Raw genomic sequence first — 23,520 nt, 5'->3', positions numbered from 1 at the left:
TTGTGGTATGCAGACGGTGAGATGGGTGGCAGGAAATGGGGCTGCCGGATGGGAAGTAAACTCCGGCAGCCTGTAATGTGTGAGGCGGGGGTACGGGAAGATACCTGTACCTTTACTCCTCAGTCAAGGCTTTGGCTGTCTGCAGGTAGTTGTACTCTGAAATGTTGATCCAGGCTCTTGCCTTGGCCATATATGCACGCTGGGACTCAAGTACTTCTTTAAAATCCGGATTTTCAGCTGCATATGAATCATACAACTCATCTGCAGCCTGTTTCATGGCCTTGAGAACAGGTGTTGGAAAGGTCTTCACTTCGATATTCGGGTATTCCGTTTTCATCTGGGCCCAGGCGTCTACGCTGCCTGCAAAATTATCGGTATACATATCGGCGGTGACCGCTTTCATGGCGGCTATCAACATGGTCTGATATGATTTGGGCAGTTTTTCAAAGGCGTCCTTGTTGATCAGAAATTGCAGCTCTGTGGCAGGTTCATGCCAGCCGGTATAGTAATATGGGGCGATCTTGTGAAAGCCCATTTTGATATCCATGGCGGGGCCGACCCACTCAAGGGCATCGATTGTGCCGCGATCAAGAGAAGTATACAGTTCACCCGGGGGGATATTGGTTACATTGACACCAAGCTTGGCAAAGACTTCACCGGCCAGCCCTGGAATACGCATTTTGAGGCCATTCAGGTCTTCAAGGGAGTTAATTTCTTTCTGAAACCAGCCACCCATCTGGACACCGGTATTGCCACCGGGAAAGCTTAGAACACCAAACTTGTCATAAGTCTTTTTCATTAATTCCATACCACCGCCGTGGTAAAACCAGGCATTCTGCTCATTGACGTTCATGCCAAAAGGTACGGTGCAGAAGAAGACAGTGGTGATATCCTTACCTTTCCAATAATAGGAGGCAGTGTGTCCCATTTCATACTGGCCGCCTTTGGTCATATCGAGGATACCCAGAGCCGCTTTATGCTTTTCGGCCCCTTCAACACGAATGACAAAATTGCCGTCACTCATTTCTTCCACCATCTTGGCGAGATTTAATGGCGCTGTGGCAAATGGGGTGAGGGTTGAGGACCAGGTCATTGCAAGTTTCCAGCGGATTTTCTTTTCTGCCAGTGCAGATGTGGCAGGGAGGGTGCAGATTGTCAGGGCAAGGCAGAAACTAAACAGACGCAGAAACACTTTCATGAGTTCTCCTCCTTTGGATGAAAGGCTTAACTTCAGTTGAAGAAGTAGCTGCTAACATACCTGAAATGAAAATGACAACGATACTGCTGTAGTTACCTGGCAGAACCCCCAAGCCGATTGGTTCCGGCAATCGGTCGATAACTGAATATAGGTATATACCCTTTATTGGTCAGGTAAAAAAGAAAAAAAGAGGTCGTTGTATGTCAGGGAAGAGGCTTGAAGCGAGGTGGAACGGTTGAATCGAAAATGCAGAACAAAAAAGGTCAGACCATTGCGAAAATAAAGGTCGTACCAATGCGTGCAATGTGATCGGAACTCAATATCAAGGGGTTGGCCGTGGACTGTGATCTGCTGATCTTCAAATGATTAGAGGCGAAATGGTAAAACAGTAGAATATCTAGACGAAAGGCAATGCACTGGGCGAGATGTGGTAACTTGGTATTATGGAAAACCTGGTTTCTATCTGAAATGGCGTGAAAAGTATTGTTTCTCCCATGCTTCTCGGATAATATGTCAGCCGATTTCAGATGATATATTGTGAGTGTGTTTGCGTTGTCATATGCTCTTCTTCCTGTTCTGGTGGTGCAGCAGGTTTTGGTGATTATACTTCCAGTAATTCAACGTCGTTTTGCATGCTGCCGCCATCCATATCATCTGTTGTCAACATACGACGGTAAACGAGATCATGCTTTCAGGTTGTTTTTGCTTAGAATAAAACGGAGAGACTATGTCGACCAATTTGTATATCACGGCCACAGAAGAGCGGAGTGGGAAGTCGGCTGTTCTGCTTGGAGTGATGCAGATGTTGCTGAAATCAATTGATCGGGTTGCTTTCTTCCGTCCGGTGATTCAGGAACCAGAGCCGGGTTGGGAAGATCCGGTAATCAATCTGGTCATTGAGCACTTTGATCTGGATATCAATTACGACGATGCCTACGGCCTCACTCTTCAGGAAGCGCAGGAGTTGAGCAACTCCGGCCAGGAGGCATTGCTTCACGACATCATCTTAAACAAATACAACGCACTCAAGGCAGAGTTTGATTTTGTTCTCTGTGACGGCACCGATTTCCGTGGCAAGGATATCGCCTTTGAATCAGCACTGAACACAAGTATTGCGGCTAACCTCGGTGCTCCGGTTTTACTCATCTGTTCAGGCAGAAAGAAAGAGACTGAAGAACTGGTACGCCTCACTCAATTGAGCCTGGATACTCTGGCCGATGAGGGTGTCGATGTGATGGCCTGCATCGTCAACAGGGCAGCGGAAGATGTGCGGGCTGAAAATTTCAGCAGAGTGAAGGCAAGAAAAGGACAAGCGAGTCTGCCGCTCTATGTCATTCCAGAGCATCATGAGCTGAGCAATCCAACTGTCGGAGACGTTAAGCGTTGGCTCGGTGCCCGTACCATGTACGGTGAAGAGGGGATGACCACCCTGGTGGAAAACTATGTGGTAGCTGCCATGCAGATCGGCAATTATCTCCAGTATATCAAGCCGGGTTCAATGATCATCACCCCGGGTGATCGAAGTGATATCATTCTCTCCACCATCGCATCCCGGCTTTCAACCACGTATCCGGACATTTCGGGAATCATACTGACAGGTGACCTGTTGCCGTCGGAGAATGTCCTGCGGCTCCTGCAGGGGCTAAGCTCAACGGTACCGGTGCCGATTCTTTCCGTTGCCGGGCATACCTACCAGACCATAGAGCGTGTGGGGGAACTGTATGGTTATATCGAGCCCCACGACACCCGCAGGATAGCCACTGCCATGGGTGAGTTTACCAAACATGTTGACACCAAAGAGCTTGGCAGGAGCATCGTCACCACCAGACCGAGCCGGGTAACACCAAAAATGTTTGAGTTTGCGCTGCTCGAGAAGGCGAGCCGGAATCTGCAGCGTATAGTTTTACCGGAAGGCACCTGTGACCGAATCCTGCAGGCGGCGGATATCCTCCAGCGTCGCGGAGTCGCCAACCTGGTGCTTCTGGGCAGCGAGGAAGAGGTTCGTATGCGGGCCACGGGCTGTGGGCTGGATCTCAAATGGGTTGAAATTATAGATCCGGCGCGCTCAAGCCTGCTTGACTCATTTGTCACGGAGTACGTTGAACTTCGTAAGCATAAAGGTGTGATAGAAGAAGTGGCCCGTGACAGAATGTCTGACCCTACCTACTTTGGTACCATGATGGTGCATAAGGGGCTGGCTGATGGCATGGTATCCGGTGCCGAAAACACCACGGCACACACCATTCGGCCAGCTTTTGAATTTATCAGGACCAAGCCGGGATTTACAGTTGTTTCATCGGTCTTCATCATGTGCTTGCGCGATCGTGTTCTGGTCTATGGCGATTGTGCCGTAAATCCGAACCCGACTTCGAGGCAGCTCGCCGAAATAGCTATCAGCTCAGCGGAGACCGCCCGAATTTTCGGGGTTGAGCCACGGGTTGCCATGCTCAGTTATTCCACCGGCAGCTCAGGCAAGGGTGAAGATGTTGAGCGCATCATTGAAGCTACGGCCATTGCACGCGAGCTGATCGCTGAGCGGGGGCTGGATCTGCCTCTTGAAGGGCCGATTCAATATGACGCGGCAATAGACCCGGATGTGGCAGCCACCAAACTCCCCGGCTCTCTGGTTGCAGGCCGGGCGACAGTTTTTACCTTTCCGGATCTCAACACCGGCAACAATACATACAAAGCGGTTCAGCGCTCGGCAAACGCCGTGGCCATCGGGCCGATACTGCAGGGATTGAATAAGCCTGTTAACGATCTGTCCAGAGGATGCACCGTGGAGGATATTGTTAACACAGTAGCTATAACCGCCATTCAGGCACAAGCAGAAAAAGAGGGTTTAAAGTGAAAGTATTAGTTATCAACTCAGGGAGCTCAACTATTAAATTTCAGCTGCTGGATATGCAGGATGAGTCTGTACTGGCTGCAGGAATAGTCGAGCGAATCGGTCAGCCGATGGGACTCGTTAAGTGTGAACTCAGGCCTGACACAGATGCTGAGGAAGTCATCAAAATAGAAGCAGAAGTCGTGAACCATGAGCAGGGCATGCGTAAAGCTGTTGAACTGCTCGCCGATGCGGATAAAGGTGTTATTGCCGATTCAAGCGACATTGATGCTGTTGGGCACAGGGTTGTTCACGGTGGTGAGGAGTTCCATCAGCCGACCCTGGTAACCGATGAAGTTCTTGCTGCTATTGAAAAGTGTGTGCCCCTGGCTCCCCTGCATAACCCCGCAAACCTCGATGGTATCATGGTTGCTCGCGAACTGTTCCCCGATGCTGCCCAGGTCGCAGTTTTTGATACCGCTTTTCATCAGACCATTCCGGCGCATGCTTTCCATTATGCCCTGCCGTACGAAATGTACGAGAAGCATCGCGTACGTCGTTACGGTTTTCACGGTACCTCCCATGCCTTCGTGGCAGGAGAATGCGCCCGGTTGATGGGTAAGAAGCCGGAAGAGTTGAACATCATCACTATCCACCTCGGTAATGGCAGTTCCATGACCGCAGTTGAGAAGGGCAAGTCCATCGACACCACCCTTGGTCTGACTCCGCTTGAAGGTTTGGTAATGGGTACCCGCAGTGGTGATATCGATCCTGCGATCTTCCCTTTTCTTGCCAGGAATTGTGGTATGAATATCGATCAGATCGATGACATGCTGAACAAGGAGTCTGGCCTGATGGGGCTTTGCGGAATGAGCGATATGCGTGATATCCACGATGCCATCGATAAAGGTGACGAAAAAGCGAAGCTGGCTTTTGAGGTGCAGACCTACAGAAACCGTAAATATATCGGAGCCTACATGGCAGCGCTCGGCAAGGTTGACGCCATTGTCTTTACTGCCGGTATCGGCGAGAACGATGATTTAGTTCGGGCCAAGTCCGTGGAAGGACTTGAGCCGTTCGGTATCATTCTTGATCAGAAGCAAAACGCCCAGCGCGTGAAGAAGCCGACCCTGCTCAGCACCCCCGAGAGCAAGGTGCAGATCTGGGGTATCCCTACCAATGAAGAGCTGGCAATCGCACGCCAGGCAGTCGGCATTGTCGGTAAGTAAACCTGTCGCTTGCAAAGTGATTACTAGCCCGTACCTCCTTCCGGGGTGCGGGCTTTTTTGTTAGAGGGACAGGCATGGGTTGTTCGTTAATGTTTGTGCTTCCAGCCACCCTCTTGCTTGCTTTGACATGGCAATAATGATAATAGTGTTTCTGTTTCCAGGCGGCTATCAACCTGGGCAAAAAGAATGATCGGTTTTACAGCCTCAAGTTTTCAGGCTGCCCTGATGTACTCTTTGCACATTCCCGAGGTATCATCTTTCCAGCTATCCGATATCCGGCGAAAGCTCATAGCTTGCACTTCAGACTTCAAATAACGGAAACAATCGACAAACACGTCTAGACATCATAACGAACTCATTGCATAGTCAAGGATCGACCCATGGATAATTCTCCGATGAACCCGACTTTACAGACAATTTACTCCCGCCATTCGGTGCGCCAGTTTGAGGACACGCCGGTTGATGAGGAGACGATCAAAACCATACTCGATGCAGCCAACCAGGCTCCGTCAGCACATAATCAACAGTCCTGGCAATTTATTGTGCTACAGGGGGAAAAGAAGCAGGAACTTTCCCAGTTGGTAAGTAGAAGTGGTGCGAATTTCCCCAAACCTTCGGCTGCGATACTCCGCATGGCCGCACGCAGTCTTGCCAATGCTCCGGTGGTAATCGCCGTAAAAAATACCGGCAGTCTCATCAGCCACGGTAGTGATCTATTCCAGATTGAAAAAGAACGTTCCTGGGACTTCTTTCGTACCATGGAAATCCAGAGCTCTGCCGCTGCGGTGGAAAACCTGATGCTGGCGGCCACTTCTCTGGGCCTTGGCAGTGTCTGGCTGGGAATACTGTATCTGATCAAAGCCGAAGTCCTGGACTTCCTCGGTGAAGAGCAAGGTGAATTCATGGCGGTGATACCGGTTGGTTACCCGAAGAAGGAAGTTGGGGGGCCGAAGAAGAAATCGCTGGAGTATGTTCTCAAAGAGTTGAAGTAGCCTGTATTCCACGCCTTGGCCGGCACACCAGGTGATTGGCTTTGGAGGTAAACCCCGATGTCAGAGATACGGAGTTGCCGAGTGAAGCCGGGATTATTTATAATTGCCGGTGACAACTGCAGGGTAGTCTCGCTTGAAAAAGAGCGTTTACCTTCGATAATACGATATCATTTTTTTAAACAATCTGATATTGTGTGATAATCTAATGCGGCTATGTAGCTGTATTCCTCGCCAGTTTTCCTGAATTCCCTGTTCCGGGGCACATGAATTTCCAATGCGTATATTGCACCAATCATGTCGATGTGTTCGGTAAAGGGCGGGGAACAGACTCTTTTATATAAAAGAACATTTTTATCAGATGCGGAGGCACAAATGTGGAAGAATATTGAGGCCGCACCGGCGGACTCCATTCTTGGCCTGACAGAGGCGTTCAAGAACGACTCCAATCCGGCTAAGGTAAATCTTGGGGTTGGTGTGTATAAGGATGACGCAGGAAACACCCCGATATTGGGCAGTGTTAAGGCTGCTGAGAGAATTCTGGTGGAGAAAGAGACCACCAAGAGTTATCTGCCGATCTCCGGCGATCCGGGGTATGGTGCCGCTGTGCAGAAATTGCTTTTCGGCGAAAACAGCGAAGTTATAACCTCCGGCCGGGCAGCGACGGTCCATGCACCTGGTGGTACCGGTGCACTTCGGGTCGGAGCTGAGTTGCTGAAGAAGTTCAAAAAACAGGCCAAAGTCTGGATCAGCAAACCGACCTGGGCAAATCACAAGGGTATCTTCAGTGCGGCAGGTTTTGAGCTCGCTGAATACGCCTATTATGATGCGGCCACTATGAGCCTCGATTTTGATGCCATGCTGGCAAGTCTTGAAACCGTTCCAGCGGGAGATGTGGTGTTGCTGCACGCCTGCTGCCATAACCCGAGCGGTGTGGATCTGAATGAGGAGCAGTGGAGCAAGGTTGTCGCTCTGGGCAAGGAGAAGGGCTGGGTTCCTTTTCTGGACTTCGCATACCAGGGTTTCGGCGCGGGCGTTGAGGCTGACCGCTATGCAGTGGAGCAGTTTGCAGCGGCTGGCGTAGACTTTTTCGTGGCAAGTTCCTTTTCCAAGAATTTTGGCTTGTACAACGAGCGTACTGGTGCCTTGACCCTGATCAGCCCGACCAAGGAAGAGTCTCAGGTTGCCATGAGCCATCTGAAGAGCACTGTTCGGGTCATCTACTCCAACCCGCCTGCCCACGGTGGTCTGGTTGCGGCAACTATCCTTGCTGATGCAGCTCTTTATGACCAGTGGATTGGTGAACTCGATGAGATGCGTGACCGCATCGTTGCCATGCGCAGCGCATTGGTGGAAGGTCTTGCCGCCCGTGGAGTTGAGCGTGATTTTTCCTTTATCAAGGAGCAACGCGGTATGTTCTCCTTCAGTGGCCTGAGTGACGATATCGTCAGCTGGCTTCGCGATAATAAAGCGATTTACGTAGTGGGCGGCGGCAGAATCAACCTTGCCGGTCTCACCACTGGCAACATCGATTACGTCTGTGATTCCATTGCAGAAGCATTGAAGAAGTAATATTTCTCCAGTCCTTCGTAGAGCCATTTTACAAAGGGCTGTGCTTGGAAATGCAAAAGGCCGGTTGGAGTTGACTCCAACCGGCCTTTTGGTGTTTTAAGACATCACAAGCCGTTTGAGTGATATTGGCCAGAAGCCTGTCGGACTCAGCCCGGCAGATTCCTAGGCGAGTTCCTGCTCGGTCCGGGAAATAATCTCTGCCTGGTGCTCGCTATCGAGGTCGGTAAAGTAATCGCTGTAACCGGCGACGCGCACCAGCAGGTTGCGGTACTCGTCAGGATGCTGCTGGGCTTTTTTCAGGGTAGCGGTGTCGACCACGTTGAACTGGATGTGATGACCACCCAGGGCAAAGTAGGTACGCACCAGCCCACAGAGCTGTTTGAGATCCTGTTCGGTCTTCAGCACCGAGGGCAGGAAGCGCTGGTTCAGCAGGGTTCCACCTGATTTCACCTGGTCCATCTTGCTGAGCGATTTGATAACTGCCGTAGGGCCGTTTCTGTCGGCTCCCTGGGAAGGGGATGTTCCATCAGAGAGCGGTAGCTGGGCGAGGCGACCATTGGCGCTGGCGCCGAGCATCTTGCCGAAATAGACATGGCAGGTGGTGGACAGCATGTTCAGGTGGTAGACGGTTCCCTTGGTGTTTGGTTTGCCATCAATTGCCTCAAAGAGGCTGTCATAAACGCGCTGCATGATGCTGTCAGCCCGTTCATCATCATTGCCGAAGAACGGGGTTTTATTCCAGAGTTTAAGGCGCAGTGGCTCACTGCCTGCAAAATTGTTTTCCAGTGCGGTCTGTAATTCAGCCATTCCGATCACCTTGGACTCAAAGACGTGGGTTTTGATGGCTGACAAGCTGTCGGTGACGGTGCCTATTCCGCAGCACTGGATGTAGTTGGTGTTATAGCGGGGCCCACCGTTGTAGTAATCCCTGCCCTTTTCAATGCAGTCCCGGATAACCACAGATAGAAACGGCGCCGGAGAGTAGCGGGCATACATGCGTTCGATGTAATTGTTGACCTTGATTTTCAGGTTGACCACATGCTCGAGCTGTTTGCTGAACGCCTCGTACAATTCGTCAAATGAGGTAAAGCCAGAGGCTCCTCCGGTTTCCAGGCCGACTTTCTTGCCGGTCAGTGGGTCGACACCGTTGTTCAGGGTGATTTCAAGAATCTTGGGCACGTTGAGGTAGCCGGTGAGAATATAGGCTTCTTTACCGAAGGCGCCGGTTTCAACGCAGCCGCTGGTCCCGCCTTCCCGGGCATCTTCAAAAGTTTTTCCCACCCGCACCTGCTCCATGACCACCATGTCAGTGTTGAATACCGAAGGGTAGCCGTAACCTTTTCTGATGACCCCGGCTGCCGCCTGCAGAAACCGCTCGGGGGTTTTGACGCTCACATGCACGCTTGGCTGAGGCTGGAGCAGATGCAGTTCGTCTGCGACCTCAAGAGCAATGAAAGACACCTCCGAGCTGCCGTCGGTACCGTCTTTTTTCAGACCGCCAAGATTAACCTGGGTAAAGTCGTTGTACGTTCCACTCTCTTTAGCGGTTACACCTACTTTAGGTGGCGCGGTGTGGTTGTTGACTTTGATCCAGAGACAGCTGATGAGCTCTTTGGCCCTCTCGCGGTCGATGGTGCCCGCCTGAATTTCACGCTGGTAATAGGGCTGAAGATGCTGGTCGATGTGGCCGGGGCTCATGGCATCCCAGCCATTGAGTTCGGTGATTGTGCCTAAATGGACGAACCAGTACATCTGCAGGGCTTCGTGAAAGGTATCCGGTTTGTTGGCAGGAACTTTGCGGCAGATCCTGGCAATTTCCAGGAGTTCTTCCTGGCGGGCGGTAACTGTTGTCTCCGCTGCGAGTTGCTCGGCATAGGCAGCGTGGCGTTCGGCAAAGATGATTGCGGCATCACAACTGATGGCCATGGCCTGGAGTTGTTCCCGTTTATCTGCGGCTTCCGGGTCGTTTTCGAAATCAAGTCTGTCGATCCGATCCTGAATGCGTGTCTTGAAATCGTTCAGGCCGTTTTCATAGATTATTCCGTCGAGAACGGTGTGGCCCGGTGCGCGTTGCTCCATGAATTCTGTAAAGAGACCGGCCTCATAGGCATTTCGCCATTCTTCGGGGATTTCACTGAAAATCCGGTCACGCATGGATCTGCCCTGCCAGTAGGGGATGACTTTTTCCTCGTAAAGCGCAATATCAGCAGCATCAACCCGGTAGTTGGTCATGGTGCGGTCGTTCAGGGTGCGCAGGTCTTCCGCCGTGTGGCAGGTCAGTTCGGGGAAGGTGGGAACAGCCTTGGGTTCGGGGCCGCGCTCGCCGACCAGTAATTCATCGTCTCCGATGAAAATAGTTTTGTTCTCACAGAGATATTTGAAGTTGAGGGCGCGAAGTACAGGTAACGAATATTTACCACTGTTTTCCTGGTAGAATTCTGTTTCGAGCAGGGCGCGCTCAATGGAAATTGACGGTTTGGTTTCAAAGCTTAACTTGCGCAGGCGGGTAATTCTTTCATTCATCTTTCTATCCTCCTAAATGGACATCAAGTCCATAATTCTGCAGGGTGTTTTTTACTCGGGCGAGGGTGAGCGTGTCGGGGACGTTACTTTCTGCGGCGTGATAGCTGTTGCCGAGTTTTAGATATTTGCTGCTGGCGAAATGGTGATAGGCAAGCAGGTCAACCCGACGAATGCGACCAAGGCTTGCAATAAATTCTGCGGTGGCTCGTATGTTTTCGTCACTGTCGTTAATTCCCTTCAGCAAAGGGATCCTGATACGGATATCCACCGGCAGCCTGGAAATCCGCTCAAGGTTGGAGAGAATCAGTTCATTGGGCACACCGGTGAATTCCCGGTGCAGGTAGGGGTCCATATGCTTCAGGTCAAAAAGGAACATCTCGGTGTGTTCGGCAACATCGAGCAGGTGTGGGGTAGGGGCAAAGCCGGTGGTATCAATTGCCCTGTGAATCCCTTTTTCACCGCACCGCTCCAGGAGTGTCATCAGAGCGTCTTTTTGCATCAGCGGTTCGCCACCGGAAAAGGTGACACCGCCACCAGACTGGTCGAAGAAAGGCAGATCTTTTTCGATTTCGGCCATTATCTGCTGAACCGAACTGGTGTAGCCAACGGCTTCCTGGGCGAGGGAGGGACAGATTTCCACACATTCAAAACAGTTGCTGCACAGTTTCTGATCCCGCACGAGTCCGGATTGGGTAACAGAGAGTGCGTTTTGCGGGCAAGCTGCAATACACTCCCGGCAACCGATACACTTGTCTGGGATAAAGACAACTTCGCTCCGGGCAGAGATTCCTTCAGGATTATGGCACCAGAAACAGCTGAGTGGACAACCCTTGAAAAAGACTGTGGTCCTGATATTCGGTCCGTCGTGGAGCGCGTAACGTTTTATAGAAAATATAAGTGGTTTAAGCGAGTTCATACCGCTACATAACAGCAAATGGTCAAAGTGGGCAAATGTTTTGTATGCATCCGCTATTCGTTGGTAATAAATATCATTGACAACTTGACATTATCACACAGATACATAGCTTTGGACTAGTAAAAGTCCTTTTATCACAGGACGTTTCAGGGAAGTACACTGCAGTACTCATACGCTCAAATATAATACATTTGTAGAGGTGGATTATTATGGCAAGAATTTCATCCATTGAGGGTATTGGCGAAAAATATAGTGATAAACTGGAGAAAGCCGGTGTGAAAACAGTTGAGGCTCTCCTTGAAGTCGGCGCGACCAGGAAGGGAAGAAAGGAAATTGCGGCAAGAGCAAAGGTCAGTGAAAAGATGATTCTCGACTGGGTCAATCGTGCCGATCTGTTTCGTGTAAAAGGTGTAGGTTCCCAATATGCCGATCTTCTGGAGAATGCCGGGATAGACAGCGTACCGGAACTCGCCCAGCGTAACCCTGAGCATCTGTTTTTAAAACTGCAGGAAATTAACGATGCCAAGCATCTGGTTCGTTCGATGCCATACTTGAAGCAGGTGCGCAAGTGGGTTGGCAGGGCTCAGGACCTGCCCAAAGTGGTGTCACACTGACTTTATCCGTTATAAAGGGGGCAAATTCTGTCCCCTTTCTCTTTAGGTCGTTAGCGGAAGAATAAGCCAGGCAAAGTCACAGAAATAAAATCCGGAGGGTTGTGATGCGTCTCATTCAGGCCAAGGCTCGGTGTGTTGAAGGAGTGCATGACAGTGGCTGGTTTGTACCGGGAAGAGAAACCACCGTCATTTATGATCCTGAAGGAAAGAGCATCTCCCCGCTTTTTTCAGCGCTTCAGGCCCTGAACCCACCTTACGATATAAGAGAGAAAAAGCCGTTTCTCTCCCATCCGAAAGTCTGGCAGCAGGGCTCATATGGAAGAAAAGTGATCCCTGAGAAGAAAACAGCTGTAATGATGGTATATTCAGCTGTTCCCGATTTGGTGCGTGAACTCGCGGAGCTTGATGAATCGCTTTTCGAGACAGACAGGATCGAGGTGGGCCGAAGACTTGATTATAGTCGGTGGATTACATTTGTAGAGATTTCGGCTTCCGGTCGCTGGAGTGATGTCAAGGAAGGCTTTCAACAATTGAGAACGCTGGTGAAATCCCGTGAGGACCAGGAGAGATGTTCGTTCATGGACGACCTGCAGGGCACTGACAGGTTGAAGGGTGACTTGGCCGCTAATTGCCGCAATTGGCTCAACTGGCTTAATAATACGATCTCTGATTTGAGTGATGAAGAAAGCAGTGTCTATGAGAACTGTCTTCAAAGGGTCAATCTCGCCGGACGGTTTGATAGGGCGCGGCAGCATGTTGAAAAATGGCTTCCCCCGACCCTGGCGATCGGCTGCAACCATTTTGAGGGTAAATCATGGTCGTTGCAATCAGAAGAGCAGATTGGCGCGGCAGCATGTTTACTGAAAAGAGCTAATATTGATCTCCAGCAGGGAGGAGCAGGGCTGCTTTTTGAGGCGAGAGAATCCCTGGCGGGAACTACGGCGTTGCTGGAATCTGAGGAACAGTTTCGCGAGCTAACGGCGAGACCGCAACTCGTCCTGGAGCGGGACCGGTTTGAGGTGTACTGGGGTGAGAGTGATTCTACGCTACGTTCTTTGCAGAAGTATCTCTATATTTCCTGTCTGTTATCACTGGTCACGCACGGGCGAAAACCACTGCTGCTGCTCGATTTGACTAAATGGCGGGGGGAGCGCTATGAAACCGGCAATCTGACCAAATGGTTACAGACGCTTGGGAAAAGCTGCCAGGTGATTGTTGGTACTGACAGTGAAGCAATCGCCAAGGAGAATGGGTGGCAGGCGGTTTTACGGGTGGGTGCAGGTGGCCTGGAAAAAGGCATGCTGCTCAAGGATTAAGGTTCCTCATAATGTGCTTCGCTTAGGCTTTCTATCATATTGCGATATTCACCATAAATCTTGTATTGGCCTGGTGCCTCATGTACAGTTTTCGGGAAAAACATCCTGAAAAATAACTTCTATTGTGGGACTATGGAAAAATATACGAGATTACTGACGATTGCCGGTTCAGACAGTGGTGGTGGCGCTGGAATTCAGGCGGACCTGAAAACTTTCTCTGCCTGTGGTTGCTATGGTATGAGCGCAATCACTGCCCTGACCGCACAAAATACACTGGGCGTGACTGATATATATCCGGTCGCCACACCGTTTCTGGAGGCGCAATTGCGGGCGGTGCTGGATGATATAGGCGTTGACGCCATAAAAATAGGCATGCTCCATTCTACGGAGGTTATCGAGTGCGTGGCAGCCATTCTCAAAGAATATAAGTGTATGAAAGTGGTGCTGGACCCGGTCATGGTGGCCACCAGCGGCCATAAACTCATAGAGGATGATGCAATTGCCGCTCTCAAGGAAGTACTCTTTCCTGCAGTACAGTTGATTACCCCGAACATACCTGAAGCCCAGCTTATCTCCGGCAAGAGTATCAATGGTGCTGAATCTCTGGAAAGTGTCGCCCGTGAACTCGCTGAAAGGCACGACCTTGCTGTCCTGCTTAAAGCCGGTCATCTGACTGACGAGTATCTGGAAGATGTGCTGGTGGACGGTGACGTGGAAAGCAGGTATCGGCAGAAGAGGCTTGAAACCAAAAACACCCATGGCACCGGTTGTACTCTCTCATCTGCCATTGCCTCTTTCTGGGGCAGGGGCTTTGAGCTTGCCGAAGCGGTCAACAGGGCGGAGGGCTATTTGCACGGTGCAATAACCAAAGGCGCAGAGTACTCTCTAGGGCAAGGTCATGGTCCTGTCCACCATTTCCACCAGGTTTGGAAGTAACCGGAAGAGCAGTTTGAGAGTAATGTCCAGTGGAACTCAACCTAAGAATCTTCTTGAAGATAACGTGAGGTGTCTATGCATATGGTCATAGTATTAGGGAGCCCCCGAAGAAATGGAAACAGTGAGATTCTGGCCAAGGCTGTGGCAGAAGGGTTTGAGAGTACTGGAGGCTCGGTGGAGTATATTCGCTTGAATGATCTGGCCATTCGTCCCTGCCAGGGATGCGGGGGGTGCGACAAGACCGGTGTCTGCGTGATCAAGGATGAAATGGTGGATGTCTATGAACAGGTGGATCGGGCTGACAGGCTGTTGATCGTAAGTCCGATTTATTTCTATTCGCTCTCTGCCCAGACCAAAATATTTATCGATCGTATGCAGGCGCGCTGGTCACGCCGCTACAACCTCAAGCAGCGGTTCAGGGAGAATGAAGGGCGACGCGGATATTTGCTGGCTACGGCTGCGACCAGGGGCCAGAAGCTTTTTGAAAGCAGCGAACTGATGGTACGGTATTCGCTCGACGCCATGGACATGGAGTGCGGTGAATCCCTGCTGGTTCGCGGTGTAGACGACCGCGGCGCGGTCAAAGGTGAGGAGGACGAACTTACCCGTGCCAGAAATTTTGGTGAAAATATCTGCTCCGGCACTATCTGATAGTTGTCCGATTTCGAAGAGGCTTATCAGCGGAACCTTCTCAGGAAGGCTACTGACTGCTGTGAGCCTCGCACAGCACCTTTTGCAGGGTTTGGCTCAAGGCTTTAGTATCAACCGGCTTGGTGAGATATTCGTCCATCCCGGCCTCTAAAAATTTTTCTCGATCCCCCTTCATTGCATGGGCAGTTACCGCAATGATTGGTATGACTTCAGCGTTTTCAGTTTTCAGGCCCCGAATCTTGGCGGCGGTTTCCACACCATCCATCTCCGGCATTTGAATATCCATCAGGATACAGTCGAAAGACTCGTGTTCAAGCAGTCGTATCGCTTCACAACCATTTTGGGCCAGGCTGACTGAGCAACCGAGGTTACGTAACATGCCGGTTATGACCATGGCGTTTATCCGCTCGTCTTCCACCACCATTATACTGGTGTTGCTAAAGCACTCTTCAAGGGATTGATGTTGGGGGGGAGAGGGGCTTCGATCAGTAATTGACCGTTGAGCAATAATTGAAAAAACTATTGTTGTACCGGATTTTTCTTTTGATCTGAGTTCAACTGTACCACCCATCAATTCTACCAGTCTCTTGACGATACTCAAGCCCAACCCGGTACCGCTGTATTTGCGGCGAAACGAACCATCGGCTTGAACAAAAGGTTCAAAAAGCTGGTCTTGCAGATGGAACGGAATGCCAATACCGCTATCTTCGATGACAAAGGTAACTTCAGTGAGATTCTCATCATCTTTTTGAGGAGCCGGACTTGCGCTTACGTGCAGGTGGATTTTTCCATTATGGGTAAACTTGACCGAGTTGCCAATCAGGTTGAAGAGAATCTGCTGCAGCCTTGATTTGTCGGCAATTATGAAATCGGGTACATCCGGTGAGAGGAGAAGGCGAAGATCGACGTTTGTGTGGTCAATCTGGTTTTCAAATGAGTAGGTAATAGATTGCAACAGGTCCTTGATGTTGAAACAGCCCGGCGCCAGTTCAACTTTCCCAGCTTCGATTTTCGAAAAATCCAATATGTCAGTGATCAGCTGCAAAAGGTTGGACCCGGAATGGCTGGCGGTGGTGACGTAGTCTACCTGGGCCTGATCGAGATTAGTATTGCTCAGTAGCTGCAACATGCCGAGAATACCATTCATCGGTGTGCGAATTTCGTGGCTCATGTTAGCAAGAAATTCAGATTTTGCCGTGCTTGCTGCAAGTGCCTGCTCCTTGGCTCGTTCAAGCTCTTTTTGAGTTTCAACCCTGGAGGTGACATCGCGGCTTACACCAATAACACCACGAAAACGGTTTTTTTCATCGAAAATGGCCGAAGTTACTGTTTCGATCCAAAACGAGGAACCGTCTTTATGGTTCATTTCAAATTCCCAGTATTGCTGCTTGTTTCGAGCTAAATGCTGACGGATTATGCTTTTGTAGTGGCGGGTGAAGGCGGGGAAAAAGTAATGAGATTTTCGGGGAAACAGGGAGCCAATGGGGGCGTTAACAAACTCTTCCGGGGTGAAGCCGGTCGCCTCCTTGATCGAAGGGGTTACGTAATCAAATTCAAGACTCTCATTCATCGTCCAGATAACGTCACGAACGTTTTCAGCAAGCAGACGATAGCGTTTTTCCGCCAGTTGTCTCTTTTCCTGCTCCTTTTTTTCCTGGGTGACATTTCTCCCTGTTCCAACAGTGCCGATGACGTTACCTTCCAGGTCGAACATGGGGGCTTTATTGACATCCAGCATGATATATTTTCCACGTATATAGCCATCTTCGAGGAAACGGGCTGATTCCCTGGTGGATTTGACGACGTCATCGGAATTAATACATTTTTCACCGAAGGTGTGGATGTGGCCACGTTCTCTTTCTCTTTTGGCGAAATAAATGTCTGTCTTTCCATGAGGCGCGTGGGTGTGTGTGCATTTCAGCAGGTCGTCGCAGATAGCTTTGTTGGCGAACAGATATTTATTGTCCGTATCTTTAGCCCAGATCATGTCTGGGGCGGTATCCGCCATTAACCGTATCAGGTTGTAAAGTTCGAAATATTTCTCTTCACTCTTTTTCAGGGCGTCGTCAGCCATCTTCTGAGCAGTAATATCCCGAAGAGTTGAAGCAATGGCAACTGATTCGCCTAGCTCAACAAGTGTTGCGGAAATGCTAACATTTTTATTGATCGCATTGGTGGATTTGAGTTCAGTTTCAAAATCATGAACCTTGTTTGAATGTTGAAGTTCTGCAACAAAATGTTTTCGTTTCTCGGGCGCGGCCCAGAACCTGGTGACAGGCAGTCCCACTGCATCTTTCGGGCAAATTTGCAACATCTTTGCCGCGGCGTTGTTTATGTAAAGAATAACTCCCTGGGCAAGGTCACTGACCATCATGGGGAGGATGGTCATGTCCAATAGTTTTTTGTAGTGGCCGTTGATGTGCTCCACAGCTTGTGTGGGCTGAGGCGTCTGTTGGGATGTGTCAAGCATGTTTTCTCCTTATCATCTCAAACAATGAACAAAGCTAACAGGCTGTATTTCTATATGGTCTGACAAATGCTCTAACATACTTATGAACGACTGAAATTGCTACCCTTAGTAGTAATAGCAACCTGAAATACCATATATCGAGCGAAGATTATAGCCGGGCCCTGAGTATCTGAAGCAGTTGTTCATCGGTGAATTGCACCGGGTTATATTTATTTGAGGATGTGGCGACAACCTTTTCCAGATCTTCATATGATATGGAAAACGAAGACAGCTTTGGCAGATGTAACGATTCCGTGAGATTTACCAGATAGCTGATGAACGCCCTGGCGTCCTCTACTTGCGAAGTTGTCTCCTCTTTGATCATTCTGCCTAAAGCTGCGTATTTGGAGAGCGCGATGGCTGTGGGTTGCGACTCAGGCTCTGTAAGCAATTGCTCAAGGGCAGACATGTTGGCAGCTGCCATCAACGTGCCGCAGACAATTCCATGGGGAATCGGAAAATATCCGCCAAGCGCTGAAGCAAACCCATGTACGGTACCAAGCCCGGCATTGGCAAGCACAATTCCTGAAAGATAGGAGCCATAGCAAAGGTCACTGCGTGCCTCCAGGTTATTGCCGTCTGCTATTGCCTGGGGAAGTGATTGTATAACGGTGCGAATTCCGGTAAGTGCCAGGGCATCGGTAATGGGAGACGCATTGGTGGAAAGATACGCTTCGACAAGCTGGGAAAAGGTGTCCATGCCACAGGAGATGGTGAGTTCTCTTGGGCATGAAATCGTAAGCTGCGGGTCAAGCAGCGCAAGGTCAGGGATGAATTTATCGTGCCGCAAAGATTTTTTGAACCCCTCAGGACCGACACTGCAGATAACAGCATTGCTGGTTGCCTCACTGCCGGTACCGGAGGTGGTCGGTACCGCGATAAACGGCACTTTTAGGCCGCTTGGTTTTCTGGTACCGACTCCCTCAAGGAAATCTGCGACTGATCCGTTTTCGGCAAGCATGGCAGAGACCGCCTTGCCTGTGTCCAGAACGCTGCCGCCACCAATGGCAATAACGGCATCGATGTTTTCCTCTCTGTATTGGTCGGATATCTGGTCGATATCTGCCGGGGTTGGTTCATTGTCTATCCTGCAGAGGGCAAGGGAGAATCCGTTTTGCATAAGTGTCATCTCCAGTGTCGGCCAGACGGGTCCTGAGGTGAAAGAAGAGCCGCCTGCCACGATCAGTAATCTTTTGCCGAATTGTCCCAGGAGGTTGGGGAGTTCCATGATCTTGCCGGCCCCGAATATCAGGGATGGAGTTGATTTGAAATTGAATGATTGAATCATGGGTGACTCCTTTGAGGGGTGGTTGAAGATAAAAAACAACAGTGTGCAAAACACCAAACAAAGTAATGAAAAGGTGGAGTACAGGCAAAGAAAAATTATTTAAATTCAAGGTGCAGGGTAATTTTTATTTCTTGACGGCTTTATTGAATTTTGATAAACGGGAATACTATCAATAGCATTTGAGTTTAAATCTTGTTACGGACTTTTTACGGATGAACCACTTCACCAACAGCGTAAACGCAGTTTCTGTTCTCGCTCTAGCACTTATTCTTGTGAGTGTGGTGGTCGTGGTGCGTAAAGTGGAGGGCGCAGCGCCGTAACGGGAATAAATAAGTAGAAATAGTAACTTAAACCCCTGTCGGCGCAAGCCGGCGGGGGTTTTTTTTTGGCCTCGCCGCAAGCGCCGACACAGAACAAGGAGAACCCACCAATGCAAACCATGAATGGAGCGGAGTTAATCATTCGTCTGTTGGAGAGACAGGGGATAACAACAGTTTCCGGTATTCCGGGGGGCGCCAATCTGCCGTTATACGATGCCCTCTATTCCAGAAGAAAAATTCGCCATGTCCTGGCACGCCATGAACAGGGGGCGGGATTTATGGCCCAGGGCATGGCCCGGTCCACTGGAGAGGCCGCTGTCTGTTTTGCCACCTCCGGCCCTGGAGCGACCAATATTATGACCGCAATCGCAGATGCTTACCTGGATTCAATCCCTGTGGTCTGTATCACTGGTCAGGTTCCGACATCCCTGATCGGAACAGACGCATTCCAGGAGGTCGATACCTACGGCATGTCGATCCCCATAACCAAACATAATTTCATGGTCCGTTCGGCCCAGGAGTTGCTGCATGTGATTCCGGAGGCTTTCAGGCTGGCAACTTCGGGACGACCGGGACCGGTATTGATTGATGTCCCGAAAGATGTACAGCAGGAGCAGGTTTCCTTTGCCAGGTGGGTCAAGCCGGGACAGTCCGAAGACGCCACCGCTGTTCCTGAAGGAGCTCTCAGGCTGGCTGCTAAACTTATCAATGCAGCGAAAAGGCCGGTTCTCTGTCTGGGCGGCGGTGTCATTCACGCGGACGCTGCCGAAGCGGCGATGCAACTGGCAGAACATGCTAAAATTCCAACAGCTATGACCCTGATGGGGCTTGGGGCAATGCCGGCTGATGCCCAGCTTTCCCTGGGGATGCTTGGCATGCATGCGGCTCGATCAACCAACATGATTCTGCAGGAATGTGATCTGTTCATTGCCGCCGGTGCCCGCTTCGATGACCGTGCAACCGGAAAGCTTGTTGAGTTCTGTCCGAATGCCCGCATCATTCACATGGATATCGACCCCAGCGAAGTGAATAAGCTGAAAACAGCCAATATCGGCTTGGTCGGAGATGTGAAGGCCACTCTTGAGGCCCTTCTCCCCCTTATCGGGTCAAACAGGCGCTCCCGCTGGTTGAACAGGGTACGGGTTCTGCAAAACGCCTACCCCATGACCAATGCTGAAAAGATTATTCCTGAAAAGCCGTACGGGATTATCCTGGAGGTTGCCAGGAGGTTGGGAGATGACGCAATTATCGCCACCGATGTAGGCAAACACCAGATGTGGACTGCACAGGTCTATCCGTTTGCGCGACCGCGGCAATTGCTCACTTCCGGAGGCTTGGGCACCATGGGTTTTGGTTTGCCGACGGCGATCGGAGCGGCCCTGGCCAATCCGGAAAAGCGAGTGGTCTGTTTTTCTGGTGACGGCAGCTTGCAGATGAATATTCAGGAACTGGCCACGGCGGTTGAACAGCAGCTGAATGTTACGGTTATTGTAATGAACAATAACTCCCTGGGGCTGGTGCGTCAGCAGCAGGGATTGTTTTATTCACAACATCATTTCGCCTCAGACTTCCAGATAGATATTAATTTTGCCACCATTGCCAGGGGATTTGGTATGCGGGCCTATGATGTGGGCATTGACGGCAAATTGGAGGATGTTCTCGAGGCAGCCCTCAATGAGCCGGGCCCGTGTCTGGTCAATGCACCTATAGGCAAAGAGGAAGAGGTGTACCCAATTGTTCCTCCGGGAGCTGCAAATATTTCCATGATTGGAGGATCCTATGCCAAGCAGATCGCTTAAAGAAAATACCAATACAGTAATTTTGCAGCTGGAAGTCAACAACCATCCCGGAGTGATGTCCCATATCTGCAGCCTCTTTGCCAGGCGGGCGTATAATCTCGAGGCAATCGCGTGCGTGCCCATTGGCCTGGGGGACCATAGCAGGATCTGGCTGAAGGTGGATGAGATGGATAGACTGGAGCAGGTGGTAAAGCAGATCCAGAAATTGCCGGATGTCCAGGAGGTGAGCACTGCGGACGGTGATCATCCTGTCTTCGAAGGGCTGTATGGTTTCGTTTGAAAAGTATCTCTTTGGAGCGATGGCTGGTGCCTGAATATCAGGCGCCTGGCCTGAGCAGGTTCTGGTCCAGGGGGTTGCTTTATGTTCAGGCAAATCAGAGCGGGATTGTTTTGATATGCTTCCTCGCATATTTATTGAGTTTATACTCTTTAAAACCGACTCTTCCGTTAAAGAGGTCACAGGCCTGGTAATATCGTAGGTCTTTTAGCCAGAGTTTATAGAATTCTCTCTCTACGATAGCGTGTTGCCAGGGGAGTGGATTGGTCATTGCGTGCAAAAATTTTGCAGGATCTCGTAAGCACTCCCAGTCACAAAGATCACACCCTCTTTTATCGTTGAGTTGAGGCTCGGCCTGGCGATGATCGCCTAAGTCATTATCCCCTCTGTAACCGTATGGGTAGGTATGACCGTCACCGGCGTTGATAAAAACATAATCCAGGCAGCCGCCGCAGGGAAACGGTTGCAGCTTCCGTTCGGTAGCAGAAATTGACCAGGGTAAAGCCGAGTTGCCGAACAAGGGAGAGGAACGTTCTTACACCATGTCGAATATCTTTCTGGTACTCATCAACCATTTCCCTGTCGTCACTGGCGATACCGCGGTGAAACAGGTTGTTTTCCGTTCCTTCCCAGTTGCGGTTGATGCCCAGGTTTACCTGCAATGATTGGCCGCTAAATATTCATGAAAAAATAGTGAAAAGGAAAATGACCTGAAGCGTTAGGAAACACTTGCTCAAAAACTATGATAGAAAAAAAATAATATGTCGTATGTATAAATAGTTAAGATAGTCATTGTCTTTTGATAACCATACGGGTATAACACAAAAATGGAGCTATGCGATATGAATTTGATCTATTTAAAGAGGAGTTAAGGTTATGGCTGAAGGAAAAGTTAAATGGTTTAATGATGCGAAGGGGTATGGGTTTATCGAGCAGGAAGGCCAAAAAGACATATTTGTTCACTATTCGGCAATTCAGGAAGAAGGCTTCAAGTCCCTGAAAGAAGGTGAGCCTGTATCATTTGAGATCGTTGAAGGCCCGAAAGGGTTAACTGCTGAGAATGTGTTGAAAGTTTAGAATAGTCTTTCAGTTTGTTATTCGAATTTTCGAGTAATTATTGCTCATAATGTTGCAGGTGGTACTGAAGGCGCCTTGGGATGTTTTTATCATCTCAAGGCGCTTTTTTGTTTTTTCTCCATAAAGAGGACTGGAAGCAACCGACTGATATGGAAACAGGATATACAAGTATATATGGTTTACCGGGTTGCTGATTTATACACTGTCCCGGCAGAATATCTGGTGTGCACTTGCTGGCATAAAGGAATTTGCTAACCACCATCCCCAGCTTGAAACAGGTGAGGGCTCAAGTGGAAGGAGTCGGGAGTGACACGACATCATAGCCGGGTTAAGTTATACTGTATTGCAATTTTATATCAGTAGCATAAGCTGTTGCCTGATTCCTCCGGGTTTCCGAAAAGTGCTCCCCTCAGGGTTACTTGCAATAAATACTTTGGGATAATGTCCGGGGAGAAATAGCCTTGGAGCACAGTCCATCCAGCGTCATCTTCTTCAATATTTCGTTCGTTAATACAGGCAACTATGATTTATTATAAAGCTTTGCACCTAATGCTTGCTGAACTGGTAAGAAATTCGAGTTGAAAGATGGAGAACCATGGCTGTTAACCTGAAGACTTTACTTCAAGATTCCTTATCACCTGACGAGTTGGATTGTTTGGTTCGCTCGTATGATGTTATTGGTGATATTGCCATGATCATCATACCGGATCGGTTGATTGGTAAAGAGCATCTTATTGGTGAGACAATACTACGAAATAATAAACGTATTAAAGTTGTGGCCAAGCGAGTTGGTATATATGGCGGTGAATATCGCACGATAGGATTGGAGATACTCGCAGGTGAGAATCGTAAGGAGACTGAGCATAAAGAGTTCGGAATACGCCTTCAGGTAAACCCTGAGCGCGTGTATTTTTCTGTGCGCAGCGGGACAGAACGCAAGCGTATTGCAAATCTTGTCCGTGAGGGTGAAAACGTGCTGGTGCTGTTTTCTGGAATAGCACCTTACCCGCTGGTAATAGGGGGCAATAGCTGTGCTCAAGAGATTGTGGGGATTGAAAAAAATCCTGAAGCACATAATTACGCGGTAAAAAATTTAAAATTAAACCGGAAAATAAAAAATGTAAAACTCTACTGCGGTGATGTGGCTGAGATAGTGCCCTCGCTAGATAAACGTTTTGATCGTATCGTCATGCCGTTACCGACAAGAGGGCACGACTTTCTGGATATGGCGGTCAGTGTTTTAAAAGAAAATGGTACTCTGCATTACTATGACATGCAGAAGTCAGATAATTTTAAGGAATCTCAATATAAAGTAAATGATTGCTGTATCCGTGCAGGCAGGCAGGTGCTTGAGAGAGGAGTGACCAGGTGCGGGCATTGCGCTCCCCGGACCTTTCGTATCTGTGTCGATGCAGTTATCCGGTAATTAAATGTAATTATAGTTTTCCTGAGAATAAGGCCATAATCCAGATGAGGAGA

General features: G+C 49.7%; 18 protein-coding genes. 12 read left to right on the top strand and 6 right to left on the bottom strand.

Annotated elements, in window-relative coordinates; genetic code table 11:
• Positions 1-112 precede the first annotated feature (112 nt).
• Positions 113-1,198, bottom strand: coding sequence for a TRAP transporter substrate-binding protein (locus FCL45_RS02280; protein WP_136799332.1), 1,086 nt, complete (start codon positions 1,196-1,198; stop codon positions 113-115).
• A gap of 727 nt (positions 1,199-1,925) precedes the next feature.
• On the opposite strand from FCL45_RS02280, the gene pta reads away from it, so the two are divergent.
• The 4 genes from pta to FCL45_RS02260 all read left to right on the top strand — a co-directional run bounded on the left by pta (position 1,926) and on the right by FCL45_RS02260 (position 7,815).
• The gene (gene pta, locus FCL45_RS02275) at positions 1,926-4,049 is read left to right on the top strand and encodes a phosphate acetyltransferase (protein WP_136799331.1); all 2,124 of its coding nucleotides are present in this window, start codon (positions 1,926-1,928) and stop codon (positions 4,047-4,049) included.
• On the top strand, positions 4,046-5,254 hold the full coding sequence (locus FCL45_RS02270; RefSeq protein ID WP_136799330.1) for an acetate kinase: 1,209 nt from the start codon (positions 4,046-4,048) through the stop codon (positions 5,252-5,254). Before pta ends, FCL45_RS02270 begins: the two co-directional genes overlap by 4 nt.
• Before the next feature lie 380 nt (positions 5,255-5,634).
• Entirely contained in the window at positions 5,635-6,246 is a 612-nt protein-coding gene (locus FCL45_RS02265) for a nitroreductase family protein (protein WP_136799329.1), read from the top strand.
• 372 nt (positions 6,247-6,618) lie between these two features.
• The gene (locus FCL45_RS02260; RefSeq protein WP_136799328.1) at positions 6,619-7,815 is read left to right on the top strand and encodes an amino acid aminotransferase; all 1,197 of its coding nucleotides are present in this window, start codon (positions 6,619-6,621) and stop codon (positions 7,813-7,815) included.
• Positions 7,816-7,977: 162 nt separating this feature from the next.
• Here the strand turns inward: FCL45_RS02260 and hypD are convergent, their stop codons facing one another.
• Positions 7,978-10,338, bottom strand: coding sequence for a trans-4-hydroxy-L-proline dehydratase (hypD, locus tag FCL45_RS02255; RefSeq protein WP_136799327.1), 2,361 nt, complete (start codon positions 10,336-10,338; stop codon positions 7,978-7,980).
• Positions 10,339-10,342: 4 nt separating this feature from the next.
• Positions 10,343-11,254, bottom strand: coding sequence for a glycyl-radical enzyme activating protein (locus FCL45_RS02250; protein ID WP_136799326.1), 912 nt, complete (start codon positions 11,252-11,254; stop codon positions 10,343-10,345).
• A gap of 209 nt (positions 11,255-11,463) precedes the next feature.
• Here FCL45_RS02250 and FCL45_RS02245 point away from each other — a divergent pair, with 209 nt between their 5' ends.
• From FCL45_RS02245 to FCL45_RS02230, 4 genes are all read left to right on the top strand, one after another.
• Positions 11,464-11,868, top strand: a complete 405-nt coding sequence (locus FCL45_RS02245) for a DUF4332 domain-containing protein (protein ID WP_136799325.1) — start codon at positions 11,464-11,466, stop codon at positions 11,866-11,868.
• A 104-nt stretch (positions 11,869-11,972) separates the two neighbouring features.
• Positions 11,973-13,184, top strand: a complete 1,212-nt coding sequence (locus FCL45_RS02240) for a hypothetical protein (protein WP_136799324.1) — start codon at positions 11,973-11,975, stop codon at positions 13,182-13,184.
• A gap of 132 nt (positions 13,185-13,316) precedes the next feature.
• Positions 13,317-14,120, top strand: coding sequence for a bifunctional hydroxymethylpyrimidine kinase/phosphomethylpyrimidine kinase (gene thiD / locus FCL45_RS02235; RefSeq protein ID WP_136799323.1), 804 nt, complete (start codon positions 13,317-13,319; stop codon positions 14,118-14,120).
• Between the two features lie 81 nt (positions 14,121-14,201).
• Positions 14,202-14,771, top strand: a complete 570-nt coding sequence (locus tag FCL45_RS02230; RefSeq protein WP_167495880.1) for a flavodoxin family protein — start codon at positions 14,202-14,204, stop codon at positions 14,769-14,771.
• A 49-nt stretch (positions 14,772-14,820) separates the two neighbouring features.
• On the opposite strand, the gene FCL45_RS02225 is transcribed toward FCL45_RS02230, so the two are convergent.
• A complete protein-coding gene (locus FCL45_RS02225; protein ID WP_136799321.1) occupies positions 14,821-17,241 on the bottom strand; it encodes a PAS domain S-box protein in 2,421 nt (806 codons plus the stop codon).
• Between the two features lie 148 nt (positions 17,242-17,389).
• Positions 17,390-18,568 carry an iron-containing alcohol dehydrogenase gene (locus FCL45_RS02220; RefSeq protein ID WP_136799320.1) on the bottom strand — a complete coding sequence of 393 codons (1,179 nt, stop codon included), beginning with the start codon at positions 18,566-18,568 and terminating at the stop codon, positions 17,390-17,392.
• 430 nt (positions 18,569-18,998) lie between these two features.
• Here FCL45_RS02220 and ilvB point away from each other — a divergent pair, with 430 nt between their 5' ends.
• Both ilvB and FCL45_RS02210 read left to right on the top strand, forming a co-directional pair.
• A complete protein-coding gene (gene ilvB, locus FCL45_RS02215; RefSeq protein WP_136799319.1) occupies positions 18,999-20,687 on the top strand; it encodes an acetolactate synthase large subunit in 1,689 nt (562 codons plus the stop codon).
• On the top strand, positions 20,668-20,967 hold the full coding sequence (locus tag FCL45_RS02210; protein ID WP_136799318.1) for an ACT domain-containing protein: 300 nt from the start codon (positions 20,668-20,670) through the stop codon (positions 20,965-20,967). The genes ilvB and FCL45_RS02210 overlap by 20 nt, the downstream gene beginning before the upstream one ends.
• A 410-nt stretch (positions 20,968-21,377) precedes the next feature.
• Here the strand turns inward: FCL45_RS02210 and FCL45_RS02205 are convergent, their stop codons facing one another.
• Positions 21,378-21,626, bottom strand: a complete 249-nt coding sequence (locus FCL45_RS02205; RefSeq protein ID WP_136799317.1) for a hypothetical protein — start codon at positions 21,624-21,626, stop codon at positions 21,378-21,380.
• Positions 21,627-21,840: 214 nt separating this feature from the next.
• On the opposite strand from FCL45_RS02205, the gene FCL45_RS02200 reads away from it, so the two are divergent.
• Positions 21,841-22,041, top strand: a complete 201-nt coding sequence (locus FCL45_RS02200; RefSeq protein WP_136799316.1) for a cold-shock protein — start codon at positions 21,841-21,843, stop codon at positions 22,039-22,041.
• Between the two features lie 595 nt (positions 22,042-22,636).
• Positions 22,637-23,467, top strand: coding sequence for a class I SAM-dependent methyltransferase (locus FCL45_RS02195; protein ID WP_136799315.1), 831 nt, complete (start codon positions 22,637-22,639; stop codon positions 23,465-23,467).
• Positions 23,468-23,520: the final 53 nt, after the last annotated feature.

The organism is Desulfosediminicola ganghwensis (assembly GCF_005116675.2).
GTDB lineage: Bacteria > Desulfobacterota > Desulfobulbia > Desulfobulbales > Desulfocapsaceae > Desulfopila > Desulfopila ganghwensis.
The sequence above is the reverse complement of the archived record's forward strand: the minus strand, read 5'-3'. Positions and strand labels throughout refer to the sequence as shown.

What these genes read in the sequence shown, in the direction of transcription:
- FCL45_RS02280 (WP_136799332.1), bottom strand. Translation starts at nt 1,198, where the DNA reads ATGAAAGTGTTTCTGCGTCTGTTTAGTTTCTGCCTTGCCCTGACAATC.
- pta (WP_136799331.1), top strand. Translation starts at nt 1,926, where the DNA reads ATGTCGACCAATTTGTATATCACGGCCACAGAAGAGCGGAGTGGGAAG.
- FCL45_RS02265 (WP_136799329.1), top strand. Translation starts at nt 5,635, where the DNA reads ATGGATAATTCTCCGATGAACCCGACTTTACAGACAATTTACTCCCGC.
- FCL45_RS02260 (WP_136799328.1), top strand. Translation starts at nt 6,619, where the DNA reads ATGTGGAAGAATATTGAGGCCGCACCGGCGGACTCCATTCTTGGCCTG.
- hypD (WP_136799327.1), bottom strand. Translation starts at nt 10,338, where the DNA reads ATGAATGAAAGAATTACCCGCCTGCGCAAGTTAAGCTTTGAAACCAAA.
- FCL45_RS02250 (WP_136799326.1), bottom strand. Translation starts at nt 11,254, where the DNA reads ATGAACTCGCTTAAACCACTTATATTTTCTATAAAACGTTACGCGCTC.
- FCL45_RS02245 (WP_136799325.1), top strand. Translation starts at nt 11,464, where the DNA reads ATGGCAAGAATTTCATCCATTGAGGGTATTGGCGAAAAATATAGTGAT.
- FCL45_RS02240 (WP_136799324.1), top strand. Translation starts at nt 11,973, where the DNA reads ATGCGTCTCATTCAGGCCAAGGCTCGGTGTGTTGAAGGAGTGCATGAC.
- thiD (WP_136799323.1), top strand. Translation starts at nt 13,317, where the DNA reads ATGGAAAAATATACGAGATTACTGACGATTGCCGGTTCAGACAGTGGT.
- FCL45_RS02230 (WP_167495880.1), top strand. Translation starts at nt 14,202, where the DNA reads ATGGTCATAGTATTAGGGAGCCCCCGAAGAAATGGAAACAGTGAGATT.
- FCL45_RS02225 (WP_136799321.1), bottom strand. Translation starts at nt 17,241, where the DNA reads ATGCTTGACACATCCCAACAGACGCCTCAGCCCACACAAGCTGTGGAG.
- FCL45_RS02220 (WP_136799320.1), bottom strand. Translation starts at nt 18,568, where the DNA reads ATGATTCAATCATTCAATTTCAAATCAACTCCATCCCTGATATTCGGG.
- ilvB (WP_136799319.1), top strand. Translation starts at nt 18,999, where the DNA reads ATGCAAACCATGAATGGAGCGGAGTTAATCATTCGTCTGTTGGAGAGA.
- FCL45_RS02210 (WP_136799318.1), top strand. Translation starts at nt 20,668, where the DNA reads ATGCCAAGCAGATCGCTTAAAGAAAATACCAATACAGTAATTTTGCAG.
- FCL45_RS02200 (WP_136799316.1), top strand. Translation starts at nt 21,841, where the DNA reads ATGGCTGAAGGAAAAGTTAAATGGTTTAATGATGCGAAGGGGTATGGG.
- FCL45_RS02195 (WP_136799315.1), top strand. Translation starts at nt 22,637, where the DNA reads ATGGCTGTTAACCTGAAGACTTTACTTCAAGATTCCTTATCACCTGAC.